The organism is Kosakonia sp. SMBL-WEM22, assembly GCF_014490785.1.
Classification (GTDB): domain Bacteria; phylum Pseudomonadota; class Gammaproteobacteria; order Enterobacterales; family Enterobacteriaceae; genus Kosakonia.
In genome coordinates this window covers 2,739,644-2,756,679 of the sequence record NZ_CP051488.1, presented here as the reverse complement: position 1 = coordinate 2,756,679, position 17,036 = coordinate 2,739,644, and the positions used below count along the sequence as shown (strand labels likewise).

General features: G+C 46.3%; 20 protein-coding genes and 2 pseudogenes. All 22 read left to right on the top strand.

Annotated features, from left to right (window positions below; translation table 11 throughout):
* Positions 1–23: 23 nt before the first annotated feature.
* The 22 genes and pseudogenes from HF650_RS13080 to HF650_RS12975 all read left to right on the top strand — a co-directional run bounded on the left by HF650_RS13080 (position 24) and on the right by HF650_RS12975 (position 17,018).
* Positions 24–1,478 (top strand): serine/threonine-protein kinase, encoded by a 1,455-nt coding sequence (locus tag HF650_RS13080; protein ID WP_187799046.1) that lies wholly within the window; start codon positions 24–26, stop codon positions 1,476–1,478.
* A 142-nt stretch (positions 1,479–1,620) separates the two neighbouring features.
* Positions 1,621–2,001, top strand: a complete 381-nt coding sequence (locus tag HF650_RS13075; protein WP_187799045.1) for a DcrB-related protein — start codon at positions 1,621–1,623, stop codon at positions 1,999–2,001.
* A gap of 56 nt (positions 2,002–2,057) precedes the next feature.
* Positions 2,058–2,827: pseudogene (tssI, locus tag HF650_RS13070) on the top strand (type VI secretion system tip protein TssI/VgrG); the annotation flags it as partial.
* 287 nt (positions 2,828–3,114) lie between these two features.
* Positions 3,115–3,573, top strand: coding sequence for a hypothetical protein (locus HF650_RS13065; protein WP_187799044.1), 459 nt, complete (start codon positions 3,115–3,117; stop codon positions 3,571–3,573).
* Positions 3,574–3,719: 146 nt separating this feature from the next.
* Positions 3,720–4,067 (top strand): DUF3592 domain-containing protein, encoded by a 348-nt coding sequence (locus tag HF650_RS13060; RefSeq protein WP_187799043.1) that lies wholly within the window; start codon positions 3,720–3,722, stop codon positions 4,065–4,067.
* A gap of 613 nt (positions 4,068–4,680) precedes the next feature.
* Positions 4,681–4,866 carry a hypothetical protein gene (locus HF650_RS13055; protein ID WP_187799042.1) on the top strand — a complete coding sequence of 62 codons (186 nt, stop codon included), beginning with the start codon at positions 4,681–4,683 and terminating at the stop codon, positions 4,864–4,866.
* Between the two features lie 106 nt (positions 4,867–4,972).
* Positions 4,973–5,401 carry a hypothetical protein gene (locus HF650_RS13050; RefSeq protein ID WP_187799041.1) on the top strand — a complete coding sequence of 143 codons (429 nt, stop codon included), beginning with the start codon at positions 4,973–4,975 and terminating at the stop codon, positions 5,399–5,401.
* Complete coding sequence (locus HF650_RS13045) at positions 5,398–5,781, top strand: hypothetical protein (RefSeq protein ID WP_187799040.1); 384 nt, start codon at positions 5,398–5,400, stop codon at positions 5,779–5,781. The genes HF650_RS13050 and HF650_RS13045 overlap by 4 nt, the downstream gene beginning before the upstream one ends.
* A gap of 166 nt (positions 5,782–5,947) precedes the next feature.
* Positions 5,948–6,121, top strand: coding sequence for a hypothetical protein (locus tag HF650_RS13040; protein WP_223284157.1), 174 nt, complete (start codon positions 5,948–5,950; stop codon positions 6,119–6,121).
* Positions 6,122–6,581: 460 nt separating this feature from the next.
* Positions 6,582–7,603: pseudogene (tssI, locus tag HF650_RS13035) on the top strand (type VI secretion system tip protein TssI/VgrG); the annotation flags it as partial.
* 197 nt (positions 7,604–7,800) lie between these two features.
* Positions 7,801–8,190 carry a DUF3592 domain-containing protein gene (locus HF650_RS13030; RefSeq protein ID WP_187799039.1) on the top strand — a complete coding sequence of 130 codons (390 nt, stop codon included), beginning with the start codon at positions 7,801–7,803 and terminating at the stop codon, positions 8,188–8,190.
* Between the two features lie 53 nt (positions 8,191–8,243).
* The gene (locus HF650_RS13025) at positions 8,244–8,618 is read left to right on the top strand and encodes a hypothetical protein (protein ID WP_187799038.1); all 375 of its coding nucleotides are present in this window, start codon (positions 8,244–8,246) and stop codon (positions 8,616–8,618) included.
* The gene (locus HF650_RS13020) at positions 8,615–8,926 is read left to right on the top strand and encodes a hypothetical protein (RefSeq protein WP_223284156.1); all 312 of its coding nucleotides are present in this window, start codon (positions 8,615–8,617) and stop codon (positions 8,924–8,926) included. Before HF650_RS13025 ends, HF650_RS13020 begins: the two co-directional genes overlap by 4 nt.
* 321 nt (positions 8,927–9,247) lie before the next feature.
* Positions 9,248–9,520: a hypothetical protein gene (locus HF650_RS13015; RefSeq protein WP_223284155.1), complete on the top strand. Its 273-nt coding sequence runs from the start codon at positions 9,248–9,250 to the stop codon at positions 9,518–9,520.
* Positions 9,521–9,571: 51 nt separating this feature from the next.
* Complete coding sequence (locus tag HF650_RS13010) at positions 9,572–12,112, top strand: DUF2169 domain-containing protein (protein ID WP_187799037.1); 2,541 nt, start codon at positions 9,572–9,574, stop codon at positions 12,110–12,112.
* Entirely contained in the window at positions 12,109–13,191 is a 1,083-nt protein-coding gene (locus tag HF650_RS13005; protein ID WP_187799036.1) for a pentapeptide repeat-containing protein, read from the top strand. The genes HF650_RS13010 and HF650_RS13005 overlap by 4 nt, the downstream gene beginning before the upstream one ends.
* The gene (locus HF650_RS13000; protein ID WP_187799035.1) at positions 13,191–13,799 is read left to right on the top strand and encodes a DUF3540 domain-containing protein; all 609 of its coding nucleotides are present in this window, start codon (positions 13,191–13,193) and stop codon (positions 13,797–13,799) included. The genes HF650_RS13005 and HF650_RS13000 overlap by 1 nt, the downstream gene beginning before the upstream one ends.
* A 9-nt stretch (positions 13,800–13,808) precedes the next feature.
* Complete coding sequence (locus HF650_RS12995) at positions 13,809–14,201, top strand: DUF4150 domain-containing protein (RefSeq protein WP_187799034.1); 393 nt, start codon at positions 13,809–13,811, stop codon at positions 14,199–14,201.
* 729 nt (positions 14,202–14,930) lie between these two features.
* Complete coding sequence (locus HF650_RS12990; RefSeq protein WP_187799033.1) at positions 14,931–15,236, top strand: hypothetical protein; 306 nt, start codon at positions 14,931–14,933, stop codon at positions 15,234–15,236.
* 204 nt (positions 15,237–15,440) lie between these two features.
* A complete protein-coding gene (locus HF650_RS12985; protein ID WP_187799032.1) occupies positions 15,441–15,812 on the top strand; it encodes a hypothetical protein in 372 nt (123 codons plus the stop codon).
* A gap of 329 nt (positions 15,813–16,141) precedes the next feature.
* Positions 16,142–16,351, top strand: coding sequence for a hypothetical protein (locus HF650_RS12980; protein WP_187799031.1), 210 nt, complete (start codon positions 16,142–16,144; stop codon positions 16,349–16,351).
* A 298-nt stretch (positions 16,352–16,649) separates the two neighbouring features.
* Positions 16,650–17,018, top strand: a complete 369-nt coding sequence (locus HF650_RS12975; RefSeq protein WP_187799030.1) for a hypothetical protein — start codon at positions 16,650–16,652, stop codon at positions 17,016–17,018.
* Positions 17,019–17,036 lie beyond the last annotated feature (18 nt).

Below are 17,036 nucleotides of genomic sequence, written 5' to 3'. Positions count from 1 at the left end.
CATTATCAAGAGAGTTTTCCAATATGACGGATCACGATAACAACCGGAGTGTACCGAACGCGCTGCCACCGGGATATCGCTTCAATGAGTTTGAAATTAAAGAAGTGATCGGTGGTGGAGGGTTCGGCATCGTCTATCGCGCCTGGGATCACCAGCTTGAGCGGACCATCGCGATTAAAGAGTTTATGCCCTCTTCACTGGCAGTGCGTAACGACGATATGACGCTGGTGCTGCGCAGCGAGCGCTTCAGCAAAGCGTTTACCGCCGGTTTGAACAGTTTTATCCAGGAAGCCCGTTTACTGGCCCGTTTTAACCACCCGAACCTGCTGCACGTGCTGCGTTTCTGGGTGCAAAACGACACCGCCTACATGGGGACGGTGTTCTACAGCGGCACGACGCTGTCGCGCCTGCGCGAAAAGAATCCGGCGCTGATCAATGAAGCCTGGATCCGCCGCATGCTGCCGATGCTGCTGGGGGCAATCAAAACCATTCACGACGAGGATTATCTCCATCGTGATATCTCGCTGGATAATATCCAGATTCAGGAAAACGGCTTACCGGTACTGCTTGATTTTGGCTCCGCGCGCCGCAGTATTGGCTCAGTCTCTGATGAAACTGAAACCATGCTCCGCCCGGGCTATGCGCCGATAGAGCAGTATACTGATGATAACGACAGCGAGCAGGGGCCGTGGACCGATATCTACGCTCTGGGTGCCGTGCTGCACACCATGATCATTGGCTCACCGCCGCCGGTTAGCGTGGTGCGCAGTATTCAGGACACCTATGTCCCGCTAACCCAGCGCGGACTGCCAGGCTACTCTCATGCGTTATTACAGGCAGTGGATCGCGCGCTGGCGTTGAAGATGGAAGATCGTCCGCAATCAGTGGATGAGTTTGCTGCGCTGATTGAAATGCCGGTAGCTGGCATTGATGATGTGCTGAGCGTGAAGCAGCCAGGTACGATGCTGGTACCTGTTGAAGAGACACCGGAAAAAGTCGAGGCAGTTGGCTGGCAACGCTACAAACTTCCTGCGCTAGTCGCCGCTGGTGTGGTAGTCGGCGTTGTAGCTGGCGCGCTGCTGTTTAGCGGCAGCTCAGAGCCGGAAAAGGCCACCACGGAGACAGCGAGCGAAACAGCGTCGCAGCAGAATAGCGCGCCTGTTGAGCCGCCGCGCCAGACGGAGCCTGTTACACAACCGTCTACGCCGCCAGCACAAAGCCAAAGCGAAACGCCGAGCGCCGCGCCAGCAGCCTCGCAGGAGCCGATAGCGCAACTCTTTGTTCGAATGAATGAGGGTGAGAAGCTGACGCTCAACGGCGAAAGCCAGTCTGTTTCACCGGCCACCAACGGTTTTGCCTCACTGAAAGTGAAACCAGGTCATTATGAGCTTGTGCTGGAAGTCAATGGTCAGACTCGCAGTCAGACTATCGATATTGCTAATCCGGGTACCTGGCTTATCAATCCTCAGCCGCGGTAGTTGTTATTCTCCCGGGCACCCTGACCCGGTCGCGCGCGGGAACACCATCCCGCGCGTATCATTTCACCTTGCCGCAGGGAGCAAAGGCTTTTTCTTTTCATCACGACCTTAGTCTCGTCCGACATATCAAAAAGACAGAACTATGAATGTATTAACACACAGTAATAACGGTGGCAGCGAATTCACATTTGTCGTCTCTCGTGCCAGCGCCAAAGCCGATGATAAAGTTCATACCGTCGCCGCAAGAAAGATCCGCGAGCTGGAGATGTCGCTCACCGATTTTCACCTCGAATCCTCCCAAATGTTAGACGTTGACGGTAATCCTGCCGTTGAGCTCTTTTATCAGTTCAGCAATGACAATCGGATCATTTATCAGCGACAGACCATCATTTTGCTGGCCGATCCGGCTGCGGGACAGAAAATGGTCAGCTATGTCGGCACCTGCCCGGGCGAATTCAGTGAGTCTTACCAGCAGCAGTATCAGGAAATTATTCAAAGCCTGAAATTCCATCGCGCCCGCTAACGCTGCACTGCCAGCCTCACCATTTATCAAAATTAAGTGTCACAGAGGACTTCACCATGCAAGAGAGGATCACGGTCAAGCTGCCGGTAGACGGCCTGCTTTTCTGGAAACTTTCCGGGCGCGAGGCGCTGTCTGAGGCATTTGCCTTCTCCCTGACCGTGCTGGGCACCGACGCGCGCATCGACCGCAGCCAGCTGCTCGGCCAGCCGGTAACGGTGAATGTGCCGACGCAGAGGATTGCCGGCGGCACGCGCCGTTCTTCAACGATACCGGCGAGTACCTGACCACCGAGGCGAACTACTTCCTGGAAGAAAACCGCTATGCCAGCGGGTCAGGCGGCGAGACGGTGCACCGCGCTGACTTCACCGTTATTCCCTCGTCGGTAGTTTTCCGCCCGGCGCCAGTGACGGCGTGGCCGAAAACCCGGCCCGCAGATGGCTAAAGTGGTGGGTCCGCAGGGGGAGAGCATCTGGACGGATAAATATGGCCGGATAAAGGTGAAGTCCCACTGGGACCGGCAGGCGAAAGGGGGCGACACCAGCTCCTGCTGGGTGTACAGGGCTTCGGCGGGGTGCAAATTCCGCGCGTGGGGGATGAAGTGGTGATTGACTTCATCAACGGCGACCCGGACCGTCCGATCGTGACAGGGCGCGTCTACAACGAAGCGCGCATGCCGCCATGGTCACTGCCCAACGATTCAACGCGCATGGGCTTTATGACGCGTAGTAAGGATGGAAGTAAAGACAACGCCAGCTATTTGTTCTTTGAAGACAGGCTGGGTAGCGAATCTGTCGATCTGCATTCTGAACGCGACATGAATGTTTCACTTGAAGGTGTACATAATGAAGTTGTTCATCAAGCGACAATTTATGAACATAAAACAACCCGTTCAGTGACTGTCGATGAACACGATACACAAATATACAATAGTGGCCAGACAATCGCCGTTACGGCTAAAGGCCGAAAAGAGACGATAGTCGATAATGAGACTAAGTCGGTAAAGGGATATTCGGATAATACACATACTCAGAACCTGGTGATTAAAACAGATGCAAGCGTAAGTACATTAGCTGCAAATAAAATCATGTATGAAGTCCCTGAAGTTGTTTTTTTTTGCAGGTAGTTGATGCTAACGGTAAATCAAGTGCTGTAAAAACAGTTTATTATGAAATAAAGCAGACAAAAGTTCAGGTAATATCTGCAATGGGGGCAACTCCTACAGCCTCTGATTATTTGGCTTCCGCATCAAGTTCGTCTATAAGTGCAGCTACAAAAATAACATATAAAAAAGGGGTGGTAACAGAAGTTGATGGGGTTGACATGCTCACTGTACATCAAAATAAAATCACAGATGTAAAAGGCAATGCAGCCGTGAGTATTAAAGGAAATTTCGATGCGACAATATTAGGGGCTGTAAATGTTTATTCTCCAGGGACTATATCAATAAAAAGTGATACTAATGTAGATATTGATGCTCCGTTCTGGGTGAGTAATGCTAAGGGGATGTCAACTTCTTTTACGGGGTTATCAATTTCTTTCACTGGTGCTTCTGGTGGTTTGACTGGATTATGAGTCGCTCATAACATTGTCGATAGCTCAACTAAAAATATAGATTTAAGCGATGCTGATACAAGAGTTAGACTCAGAAACAAGATTGAGATAACTAAGTCAAATCTTAAAAGTTTTTTTAATAACTTATTCATAGTGGGGTAATAACCTTGTTCAATTCTCCTTTAATTACAATTGCAGGTCTAATAATTGTATGTGCCGGTGTGATCGCTGTATGCTACCGCACGGGTGCGACTTACGATAAATTTAAAAAGGAAGGGATTAGAACGGAGGCTAAAATAATTAGTAAAGAAAAAATTGGCGCTTCAGGAACAGGAAACACACGTTTCCATATGGTTGTTGAGTTTGCTACTAAAGAGGGAGTGGTGAAGGCGACGACCAAAAGATACTTTACTCCTGAGGATCTAATTAAGGTGATGAGAAATAATACAGTTATTCTTTATTACATGCCTAACGACCCTCAGCAGATTCTACTAATGCCATCTGAAATGGAATAAAGTTCGCCCCGAAAACGCCAATTATTGCTCTTAGTAGGGTAGGTAAAGTGGTGCTTCGGGCATCCAAGTTTTTTTATAAGGCGAGCCAGTATAAAGCAGTGTTTAAAGTATTTACACATCGTTTTTCCTGTGATTATTATTACCATTGTTTTGTCAACAATTATTCGTAATTATAAAAACGGCCGAAGCGAAAAATAAATACTTATTAATCCAGTTTATGTTGAGGCGATCATTACAAAAATAGTCCCTGATACACCTTCGAAACTTGGCGTGTTTAACATTGAGCTGGACTATGTGTTTAATGCCGAAAATGGTACGGCCTACCGAAAAAAAACATTCACGAACTGTGATCAAAACGATGAACATATGTAATTATAAAGTCGCGCAAAGGTTTCAGCTGTTTATTTGCACACGGATCCTTTCCATAATATGCTCTATTTTGAAAGTGAAATATTATAATAATATATTCAAACTTAACAATATGTTGTTTCTCAAGAATTAATTGTGGTTGATACCGGTTTTATCGTTTCGAACTTCATGGCTATTATAGGTATCATTGTTGCATGCGCATGTGTTATTACTTATCGCCGACTATTCAACGTGCGTAGGCTTTATGACGCGCAGTAAGGATGGCAACAAAGACAACGCCAGCTATCTTTTCTTCGAGGATTGCCCCGGCAGCGAAGCCGTTGAACTGCACTCCGGGAAAGACATAAAAGTCTCGGTCGAAAATAACAAGACGGTTAACGTTGATGGCAACCGCACCACCACCATCCTGAAAGAGCAGAAGGACGATTGATGATGACAATGCTGAAATTAATGGTGATCGTTATCTGAAGTTAGTAGGGAATAATCATGCTGAAATGGAGGGGGTTTCCATTAAAAGAATTAGCAAAGGTGAAAAATTGGATATCTCAGCTAATGGGCAACAACAAAATATAGTTGGTGATGTGAAAGTTAAAGTGAAAGGGGCAAGGGAACAAAGCGTTACCTCAGGTATTCTCATCTCATCAGAAAAAGATATAAAAATAAAAAGTGCTACTAAAGTCTTTATCGATTCTCCAGTGCTTGAGCGTTCTGACGTTGATATAAATAGTTTTGCAACAAATTCATCAAGCATCTACTATATCCAGTTTTCAGCAACAAGTCTTGCGATGGCTGGTAAAATTATCAGTTACGCATATACTAGTGTTGATGTAGCACATAAGTCCATGGCATTTGGCAGAAGCTTGGTTAATGCGCAACGAGTTGAAGGGGCGAGAGTTGAAAGTGGTAGTTTAAAACGGCAGGTTTTGCATTTTTTTGCGTTTTTTAAATTAAGGATTAATCAATGACGACCAATAATTACATTTTCGTGGCCGTTATGATTGTGATAATGTTTGTATTTCATAATTTTGTGAAATACAGAATTAAAAAATACCAACAGAGAGAGCAGTATTTTATCTCAGAAGGCCACGATGTTAACGCCATAATTCTGTCTATGAGGCAAACAGGGATATTTTTTAACAACAACCCAGTTGTTGAGATGAAATTACGCATTGAAGATGTCATTACAAATAAAACTTGGCTAGTCGAGGCGCATAAAGAAACAATTATGCTTATAACAATTGATGCGTGGCAAGTTGGTAATAAATACCAGGCTAAGACAGATGAAGAAGAAAAGAAAATTGTTTTCGTCCGGGATGGTAATGATAGACCATTATTGAGTCAGTGATTGCTATTGGCGAGGCTTATTGGTATGAGGCTGTTCTTGATTTTTTTCTGATTACTTTGGCATTAGTTTTTGAGGGTGATGCGCTTTTGCCTTTTCTTGGTCGAAAAGTATATTTTAGTTTATCTCAGTTGGTAAAAGGGTGAGGGGGGCTGAAGAAAGACCAATTATGTCCATAATCGATAAGATAAAGCCTGCTTCCACAGGTGATTTAGGGAACATAACGGCAGTTTATACTTTGGATGTTGAGGGACGTAAAATCTATGGACGAGGAAATATGGGTGCTTTTTATGCCCCTCAAATGCAGAAAAGAATAAAAATCAAACATGTCACTCAACTATAAACGCTTTTTTATTTTTGATAAGTGGTTCTCCTTAAAAATAGCTCAGCATACTTTTGAGTTCGGTATAGCTAATATTATAAACAATTCTTTCTGCGGTAAATTAGGCATTGAGGTAGAATATTGACTCTGGAAGATTATTCTAAATATTTTATTTGATGCACAAAAGTAAAAATGACCATCATATCTATAAACTTTGGTAATTATAATCACTAACGCAAAGGCTTGATGCCAAAGTTATTATCAGTATTGTTTGGCATCCTGTTCATTTTTCTCATTTTTAATGTGTTAAATGTTTATTATTACAAAAATTCTGTGGCGCTTTGGCTGTTTTGAAAAGTAAACAGTAATTTGGCAAGGCTGATTGTTGTTGGTCTATGATTTTCAGGGTGATTCTGGATATGTATATAATTCAACGTTCTCAGTCTGACAGCCAAGATTTTTTACTGAAGACCAATTTCAAATGTATTTCACCATCATTCCCTCGTCGGTGGTGTTCCGCCCGGCACCGGTGACGGCGTGGCCGAAAACCCACGGCCCGCAGACGGCAAAGGTGGTCGGCCCGCAGGGCGAGAGTATCTTGACGGACAAATATGGCCGGATAAAGGTGAAATTCCACTGGGACCGGCAGGCTAAAGGGGATGACACCAGCTCCCGCTGGGTGTGCGTGCCGAGCGCCTGGGCAGGCCAGGGCTTCGGCGGGGTACAAATTCCGCGCGTGGGGGACGAGGTGGTGATTGACTTCATCAACGGCGACCCGAACCGGCCAATCGTGACCGGGCGCGTCTACAACGAAGCGAGCATGCCGCCGTCGTCACTGCCCGACGATTCAACGCGCATGGGCTTTATGACGCGCAGTAAGGATGGCAACAAAGACAACGCCAGCTATCTTTTCTTCGAGGATTGCCCCGGCAGCGAAGCCGTTGAACTGCACTCCGGGAAAGACATAAAAGTCTCGGTCGAAAATAACAAGACGGTTAACGCTGATGGAAATCGCACCACCACCATCCTGAAAGAGCAGAAGGACGATGTTACCGGTGATGCATCGTTTTATTACCGGGCAAAGGGCACGACCACGGTCGAGCAGGACGAAATCACGACCTTTAATAACAGCCAGACGGAAACCATTAAGAATGGGCGTACGCTGAATATCATCAGCGGTGGTGATAACGTGACAATTAAAGATGGAAGAGAGAGTAAGATAGACGGCGTCGAGCTACATCATGTTACTAAGAAGTTGACAGAAACTACGATGAGGGACAACAGACTAACATCACTGCCGGTGGCCTTGAAATAAATGTTAATGGGGGCGACTGGAAATAGATTGTCGTTAATAGTGAAATAAAAATATATAGCCCTAACCACATAAAAATAACGAGTGACACACATGTTTTAATAGAATCTCCTATATTTGAAACAACCGACACCACTAAACGCAGTTTTGCCCAAGAGTTTATTAGTCATGTTTCTAAAAAAACAACCTAAGATATTTTTAGTGCGACGAGGGAATTATTATAAAACTACGCTCAAACTAATATCACTTCTAACCCGATATCCATTTATCATGAAGCTTTTGTGTATAAAAATAACCCAATAAACATTATTCTTCTCAAAATTTTTATAACTGCTGGCGGTGTGGATATTAGTCAGGAAATATTAAATTTATTTCTTTAGGAGGGCCTATGTGGGATGTGGTTAATACGGGGTTTAAAGTGTTTATTGGAGTGGTTGCTTTCCTGTCTATTGCCAGATTTCTATATAAAGATGTCATACCATATATTAAGGAAGGTTCCATTCAGAGCGAAGTTGCTAGAAAGGGTATTGCCGTAGATGCATATATACTGTCTGCTAATCAGGCTACTTCCTGGGATGGCAATATGCCCGTCTTTATCCTCACATTTAAATTCACTACTCAAGATGGTCGTGAAACCCAGGCAAGCCTGAGAAATGGCCTGACATTTAAGGAAATCGAAAAATATTCTGAAGGGAATTGGACAACTATCAAATATGACACGCAAGACCCTGCTCGTATATCTTTGTATGACAAGCCTATAATCCTGGGCGGGCATTAAACCTATTTTTTGAAGCGTAAAGTATTTGAGATTGCGATTGTTATACTGGCAGTATGCTACCGGTAAAACATACAAGGAAATATGTTGAGGAAGCTTATACAAAGCAAGTATCCAATAAGATTGTTATAAAAGCACCTGGTGTTTTATTTGACTCTCCTTTAGTTGTATATATTCATAAAAAGGAGAAAGGTTTTTGGAATGAAGCTTTTAGTCTGAAATCTCTATCGTTCGCAACAAAAATTGTTGATGTGTCAAATTCCTTGACTTCGGCTGCATTTAAAAGCGTGGCTTATAACAAAACAAAATTTGAGGTATCTAAGCCTGACGGCAAAGCTGAATTTATTACCACTATGAAGCATACCTCAGCAAGCTTGCGTAGCATGGTTTTTGCAATGATAATAATTTCATGCGGAGCGGTAAGGAAATGATTACGGAAGTTATAGTGACTATTTTAGGGTTAAGCGCATTTGTCCTGGTGGCTTATGTTGGATATGTTAAGCAAGAGAAGTTAATGCGAGATGGTAGACCTATATTAGCCAAAATTATTGAAGTTCGCCCTGTAAGTTCGGATGATGCTGGAAATACTACAATTGCTTATACCCTTAATATTGAAGGGCGAAACATAAAAGGACGCGAAAAAATAGATACCTTTTATGCCCCACAGCTACAACCAGGGATGGATATAAAAATAATGTACATTGATGATAAGAACTATATGTTTGTTTTTAAAAAGTGAAGGTAATATTGTGGCTATTTAAAGCGTGTCATGCGATATAATATTTTTCCGGAGTTATGGGTGAAGAGTTTTTTTCTGCTATAACAAGGGTTGGGGTAATCGAAGTGATAGAGATGCTTGTGGTATGCGAGTTTAGGTAGATTACAACATCCCTTATAAAAACCAATTGTGCTTGCTTAATAAGACCCATTTCAAATCCTAAAATGCCTGATTTGTAACGGCGCACATAATGGATGCTTTGATATACCTGACTTACATTTGTCCTGCACTTTGAGTAATCCTTTTTTATTTCTTGATCTGCGGGATTTCAAAAACGCGAGAATGAAAAAAAGCATTGCCCGCGATCCTGTTTATACCGACGCATTAATCATTAAAGCGGTGCCTGGCACACCGGCCCGCAATTGCATTGTCAACGTCACTTTCGATTATGAGTTTGAAGACGAATCAGGAAATCGATACATAAAGAAAAATGCTGTAACTCTCGTTAAAACTATGAACATGACGCAATACAATGCTGGCGCAACGGTTCCGATCGTTTATTTGCGCAGCGATCCCACACAAAATAACCATACTCTTCCGAGCGTACTGAAATAACCCTTTTTTCTCAGACGCCAACACCACTCTTAATCTTCCAAAGGAAGTTATATGAAGATTATCAAACCGCTGCGGCTAAGCGTGTTAAACCGTCCGTTCCGTTTGCAGGGCCAGAACCATCTGGGCGTTGCCGTGATGGCGCTGGCTGATATGAGTGCTGCGCCAAAGCTTCTTCCTGAAGTTGAACTCTGGCAACTGGCGGCCAGCGAGTTGCAAACCAGCGGCGGCGTGCTGGATATGGCGATGCCGAAGGCGCGCGCTGAGTTTCTTGCTACCGGTTACGCGTATACGCAGCACCATCAAGATAAAACAGCCTGCGCGGTTCGCATCGAAGTCGACACGCTGACCAAAACCCTCGCTGTGACCGGCGATCGTTACTGGGCAGGATCAAGGGCGACCGCACCAAAACCGTTTGAACAAATGCGTCTCGACTGGAGTCGCGCATTTGGTGGTGAAGGGTATGAAGAGAACCCGCACGGTATCGGCGCGGTGGTGGAAAACCATAACGGCACGCAGTTCCGTAGCCTGCCAAATATTGAAGCCCTGCAACAGCGCGTAGTGTCGCCGCGCATGAAACCGGAGCCGGCAAGCTTTGGGCCGCTGGATCTGACCTGGCCGCGCCGTTTCCGTCGCATGGGCAAAAACTATGATGCGCGCTGGCTACAGAATGATTTCCCCGGTTTCGCCCCGGATATCGACTGGCGCGTCTTCAATGCCGCCAGCCCCGATCAGTGGTGGGAGGAGCGTGACTCGCTGCCGCCGCAGGCCGCCTGGTGCATCTGGAACATGCACCCGCAAAAGCCGGTGCAGGAAGGCACGTTACCTCCGTGGCAGGCGCGCTGTTTTATTCAGCGCCAGCGCGGGGATGAGATCCTGTTTGAGGAGATCGCGCTGCGTGCTACCACCGTCTGGTTCTTTCCTCATCTTGAGCAGATGGTGCTGATTTGGCACGGCAACCAGCGGATCAACGAAGATGATGCCGCCGATGTGCTGCACCTGATGCCAGCGCTGGAAAAAACGGGTGCGACACGCTCCGTTAATCACTACCGTAAAGTGCTCACTCAGCGTCTTGATAAAGAGAAGGGCGCGCTGTTTGCCTTCCGCGAAAAAGATTTGGTGCCGGAAGAGGCTATCGGCCCGTGGATCGACAATGAGGTGCAGCAAAATCATAGCCCAATGCGCGAGAACCAGAATGCGCGTGCCACACAGCTGCGTGAGCAGCACCGGGCGCGGCTGGAAGCGCAGGGTGGCGATGTCAGCGACCAGATGAAAGCGTTTGATGAGCCTGAATTGCCCAAACTTGATGAGCTGCCTGAATTTATCGAAGAGATGGAGCGTAAAGCGGCGGAAATGCAGCAGCAGGCCGAGGCACGTAAAGCGGAGATGGAAGCAAAATATCCTGACGCCGCAAGCGATGAAAACCGCCCGCGTGGCCCGGAATCCATGCACCGCATGAATGATATGCTTGAGCGCAACGCCTCACAGATGAGCGAGAAGAAGCTGGCGCAAAGCCGTGAAGCGCTGCATCAGATGTACCTGATGTCCGCTGCGCAACAGCCGCCAGCAGTCAAGCTCACTGGCGATATCGCGCTGATCATTCGCCAGCGCGCCGAACGCACCATGGCGCAGGGCGGCGACTTTAGCGGGCTCGATTTGACCGGGGCCGACTTCTCCGGCATGGATCTGCGCGGGGCGAACTTCACTCACACGCTGCTGGAGTGCGCGAACCTGAGCAACTGTCAGCTTGATGGCGCGAACTTCACGCAGGCGATGCTGGCGCGCGCCGATTTACAAAATGCCTCACTGCGTGACTGCTGCCTGGACAAGGCCAGCCTGGCGCTGGCGCAGTGCAATGGAACCGGTTTTCAGGGCGCGCAGTTGAATGAAACCGAGATGACCGGCGCGTTGTTTGACGCCTGTGACTTTAGTTATGCCCGCCTGAACAATCTCTTATTGCGGGAAACAGGTTTTAGCGAGTGTCATTTTAATCACGCCACGATTGATGGCGGCGTCTTTATGGAGCTGACGCTACCGAAGCCGGATTTCAGTCATGCGGTGATGAATAAAACCAGCTTTATTAAATGCGAGCTTCAGCATGCCAGCTTCGCCGCGGCTCAACTGGAGAGCTGCTCTTGGGTGGAAAGCCTGCTCGAAGAGGCGAATTTCGCTGGCGCCACGCTGGTAACCTGCGCGGTGGCCTCTGGCGGTACGCTTGCCAAAGCAGATTTCAGCGGCGCGCATCTCAAGCAGAGTAACCTGCGCCAGGCGGTGTTAACCGGCGCGCGCTTCATCCGGGCCAGGCTCAATAATAGCGATCTCAGCGAAGCGCAGTGCGAAGCGGCGGATTTTAGCGGCGCAACCCTCACCGGCAGCATGTTTATTCGCACCGATTTTCGCCGTGCACGCCTTAACGAGGCAAATCTGATGGGGGCGATATTGCAGAAAAGCCGTCTTGAAGGGGCCGATCTTAGTTTTGCCAACCTCTTCCGCGCCGATCTGTCGCAATCTTTTACCAGTGAGACGACGCAATTCCAGGGCGCTTACACCAAACGGGCTAAAACATTGCCGAAGCGTGACGGGGAGGTGATATGAAGAGATTAACGGCCGCAGAGCTGCAGCAGAAAATAAAGGGCGGCGAAGCGATCATGGAGCTCAGCCTGGATGGACTCGATCTACAAGGCTGCGATCTCTCGGGGGCGATTTTCCAGGAGATGTCATTGCAGGGAGCCAACCTGCAGGGCGTTAATCTCAAAGAGAGCGTTTTTACCGAATGTCAGTTGAATGGCGCAAATCTGGCTGCTACGACTCTGGAAGAGACGGTATTTAACCAGTGCGAGATGGCGGGCATCACCGCCAGCGGCGCGACGCTGACCCGTTGTGTCTTTAATGACTGCAATCTGGCAAACAGTGATTTCACGCGCATCAGCAGCGATACCAGCCAGTTTATGCGCTGTGCGCTGGAGCAGAGTCTGTTTAGCGGCTCGAGTTTCGATCGCTCCACCTTCTATGAAACACCGCTTGGCGGGGCGAAGCTCGATCATTGCCATAACCTGATGACTACGCTGTTTAGTATTGACCTGCGTGATGTCGATCTGCAGGAGAGCCAATTCGAGCGCACAGTATTTTTCAACTGCGACCAGCGCGGCAAGCACTATGCGCAGCATAAATTTACCGGTTGCCAGTTTACCGATAATCAGCTTGATGGCGCTGATTTCAACGGTGCGCAGCTTACGCAGTGTAACTTTAAAGGCGCATCATTAAAGCAGGCACAGCTTCGCGGCGTGAATGCCACGCAGGCGCTCTTTATGGAAGCGGATTTAAGCGGTGCGCAGGCGCAGAGCAGCCTGTTCGACCAGGCAATATTTGTCGGCGCGACGCTCAACAAAACCTGTTTTAAGCAGAGCCGCTTCTTCCAGAGCATCCTGCAGCAGACAATAGCGCAGGAAGCTGAATTCACCCTGTGTGATTTGACCTATGCGGACTTCTCTGCCGCCGATCTCCGGCTGGCGGATTTTCGCGGAGCGACCTTTTCGCGCACCCGTTTTCATCGTGCCCGGCAGGACAATGCGCGCTTTGCCGATCGCAAAGGCATCCTTGAATATGACGAAGAGTTACTGGCGGCGGAAGCCTGGAGCGCCGAACGCCATAGCAGAATTTACGGAGACTCATAATGACGAACATTAATCACCAGCTGCTGATGACGGCGATCCCTGGCGGACAATTTTCCGCGCAGGTCACTCACTGCTTTGAGGATGGCAGCCTGATGGTAGAAAGCGAAGGCCGCGGCTGGCACTGTCATCGCGCCGTAAGCTGCGTTATCGCTCCGCAGGCGGGCGATACGGTGCTGATTAGCGCCGTCGATAACCAGATGTGGCTGCTCGCGGTGCTGGAGCGCCAGAACACGACCTCTGCAGTAGAGCTGAGCGTGCAGGGCGATCTGCATATAGCCAGCCAGGGCGCACTGAGCCTGAGCAGCGAAGCACTCAATATCAATGCGACAAAAGGGGATTGTCATATCAGTGAGATGAATTATAGCGGCGAAAAGATCTCCGCATGGGTGTCCCTTTCCCGTGTTGTCGGCAAGCGGGCCGAGTCAGTCTGGCAGACCGTGACGCAAATCAGCCAGCAGCTGTTTCGCACCACGCGCCAGACGGAGCATGTTCGCGCCGGTCAGCTGGATATGAAAGCGGAAGATTATCTGCGCATGCACGCGCAGAACACGGTGATCACCTCGAAAGCGATCACCAAAGTCGATTCTGAACAGATCCACATGGGCTAAGGAGAGAGTATGTTTGCTAACTGCCAAATGATGGGGGTTGACCTGGCATTTCCGGATGTATGTATGACGCCAATGCCTGCCCCCACACCCATTCCCTATCCGGATATTGCGCTGGGGCCAACGGCGATTCCGAATGCGCTGAATATCCTCTTTATGGGTATGCCCGCACATAATTTGGCGACGGTGACGCCGCTTACCAACGGCGATAACCCCGGCGTCGCAACCGGCGTTGCATCAGGTACGGTGATGGGGCCTTCGCGCCACCTGACGGGGGCTTTTACCGTTCTGTTAAAAGGAACGCCGGCGACGCGTTTAACCAGCGTAAGCCTGCAAAACTCCACTAACGCTGTCGGCATGCGTACTGTACCGAGCCAATTCAAAGTCTTGATGCTGGCAGCTTAATCCATCCATCAAAAACAGAGTAAATATGCAAAACAACAAGCGCACCGATAACCTCAGGTGCGCTTTGACATCGTCGCTTCTAAGAAATTATTTACTCTGTTGAACAGAGTTTGATAAAACCGCCGATAGACGGCCTGCTTTTCCGGAAAATGAGCCTCCTGATGGCGCTTGAGGGCATTGCCTACCACTCAAGTCATAAAGCCCATGAGCGGTAGCACCAGCGAAGCAGGCATCAGCAATTGGGTTCTGCGAAAGAGCTTGACGCCAGGTAGCCTTGACGACTACAACCTCCGCAAACCGTCGCGTAGCTGTTTCAGCCCGGCAGGAGACCTCCTCGCAGCAGCAGGGGAGCATCAACGTTTATGATTGATCGTGTAACACCTTCGTACTCTGCAGCTATCACGACTAAGATGATCGACGTTCGCCCTTTAAGTTCGGACGACGCAGATAGTGCAACAGTCTCGTACATACTCAATCTTGAAGGGCGAAATTAAACGCGCGTGAAAAAATTAATACCTTTTACACTCCCCAACTACCACAAGGCAGGGAAATAAAAAATAATGTTTGCCGATGATAAAAATAACATCTTTGTTCTAAAAAATAATATCAAAAAAACACATAGATAAATTAAGCACAGGTCTGAAATAATTAACTCTTTAATTAGACCTGATCCCTAAAGATCCTGCTTCTCGGCGATGATTTGTTTTAATAAAAGGAAAGAGCCAGGTAATGGGTATTTTAATGGTTATCTTAGCCCTCGCCATATTGATGATTTATGTTTACATTGATAAGAAAAACCATGATAAAATAATGCGCGAAGGACGACCAGTAATGGCAATGATAGAGCATGCATCTCCAGTGAGTGCGGATGATTCAGGCAATACAACTATTGCCTACACACTGAAGGTGGAAGGTAGGCGTATTTACGGTAAGACAAAAATAAATACCTTCTATGCTCCGCAATTCCAGCCTGGAATGGAAATTGAAATAATGTACATTGATGATGGAAGCTATTCGTTTCTTTTTAAGAGATGATTTTGGCGACGCCTGAGTTAATACAGATTTAAAAATATCATTAAGAGTGTTGAAGTATAGTGCTTCTCAGTTTTTTCACTGAGGTTTTCATTTTGATTATATTTTTACGCAACGAACGTTATAGGACTGAATTAGTTAAATCGAACAGTTTTATATAGCATTGTGAAAAATACATCTCAAAAACGCGTCTCTGAGAAAGTATAAATGCAATATTTGAAATGTCTAAATGTTATTGCTCCTGTCATAGTTGTGTTTATAATGTTATCAATATTTATTCGCAATTATATGAAAAAAAGATTACAAAAGAGAATTACTGAGGACCCGGTGTATGTCGATGCGCTTTTAACAAAGGTTGTGCAAGGTACGCCCTCTACCTTTGGCGTAGTAAACGTTACTGTGGATTATAAGTTTTATACAGATAATGGCACTTTGATCGAAGAAAAAAACGTCATGACAGCAATTAAAATAATGGATTTAATCGATTATAAAATAGGATTGAGCGTGCCTGTCATATACCTGAGAACGGACCCTCATAAAAACGTTCTAAACGTAAGAAATGCTTTGGAGGATTTGTAAGTTACAACATGGCTTTTAAAGAGGTAAAAAAATCTCTGAAGGAAAATGGAAAAGTAACAAACAGGAGTTTCAAGATAGCGTTAATATATCTTTGTATAAAAAAGCAATAATCTTAAGGAGTAAGCTTGTTATCATAAATCAGCTCAGCGAGTAGTGGTGATTTTCATCAATACAATTTATTTAACATTGCCTCCATGTACGAATTATCTTCTGTTTTAAGAGAAACTAATGGGACTGATATTATTAACTGTAATGGCAATGGTTTTTTTATAATTATCTACAAAGGCACGGCGCGACATGACAAACTGATGCGCGAGGGAAGGCCTGTTATGGCTAAAGTAGAGAGTGTTACACCAGTCAGTTCTGATGATTCCGGTAATACAACTATTCTATATACGCTTAACATAGGCGGTCGGCTTCTTAAAGGTAAGGAAAAAATTGATACTTTCTATGCTCCTCAGTTGCAGCCGGGTATGCGAATAAAAATCATGTACATAGATGATAACAACTTTATGTTTGTTTTTAAAAAATGCGAGTAAATGGTATGTGGAGCTTAATAATAACGAGGGCTGCAATTAATGTGCAAAGGATAGGGCGTGTCAACAGGACTTTTTGACGGTTTTTTTTGATATTATACCTGTCGCTGTTATAGCAATGCTTATTATGCGCTATCATATTATCGCTAATGTATCCAAAATAATTCTCTCTTATTTCTTACGGCATAAAGTAGACTCTTCATGTACAGCGCCATTTTTACCTTCAAGCCGGAAAAGAGACGTCGTAAATCGAAATATTTATATTTCCAATATCCAGCTTTTAACAAGATGAGTCAGTATCATGCAGTATTTAAAATATTTACACTTCATTTTTCCTGTTATCATTGCTTTCATTGTATTATCGATAATTATTCGGAATAGTAAAATCAATCGGTTTGAAAGGAAAATCCGTAGTAACCCTGTATATGTTCAAGGGACCATTACAAAAATAGTGCCCGATGCGCCATCAAAAATGGGTGTTGTCAACATAGAGGTGGATTATGAGTTCATTTCTGAAGAGGGCAATATTTACCGAAATAAACATGTACGCACGGCTATCAACACAATCGATTTATACAATTATAAAGTCGGAACTATACTGCCTGTTGTCTATCTGAAAACCGATCCTTCTTGTAATATTCCTAATGTAAAAATGGAAATGACACAGTAATGCCTGGGTATTCTATTG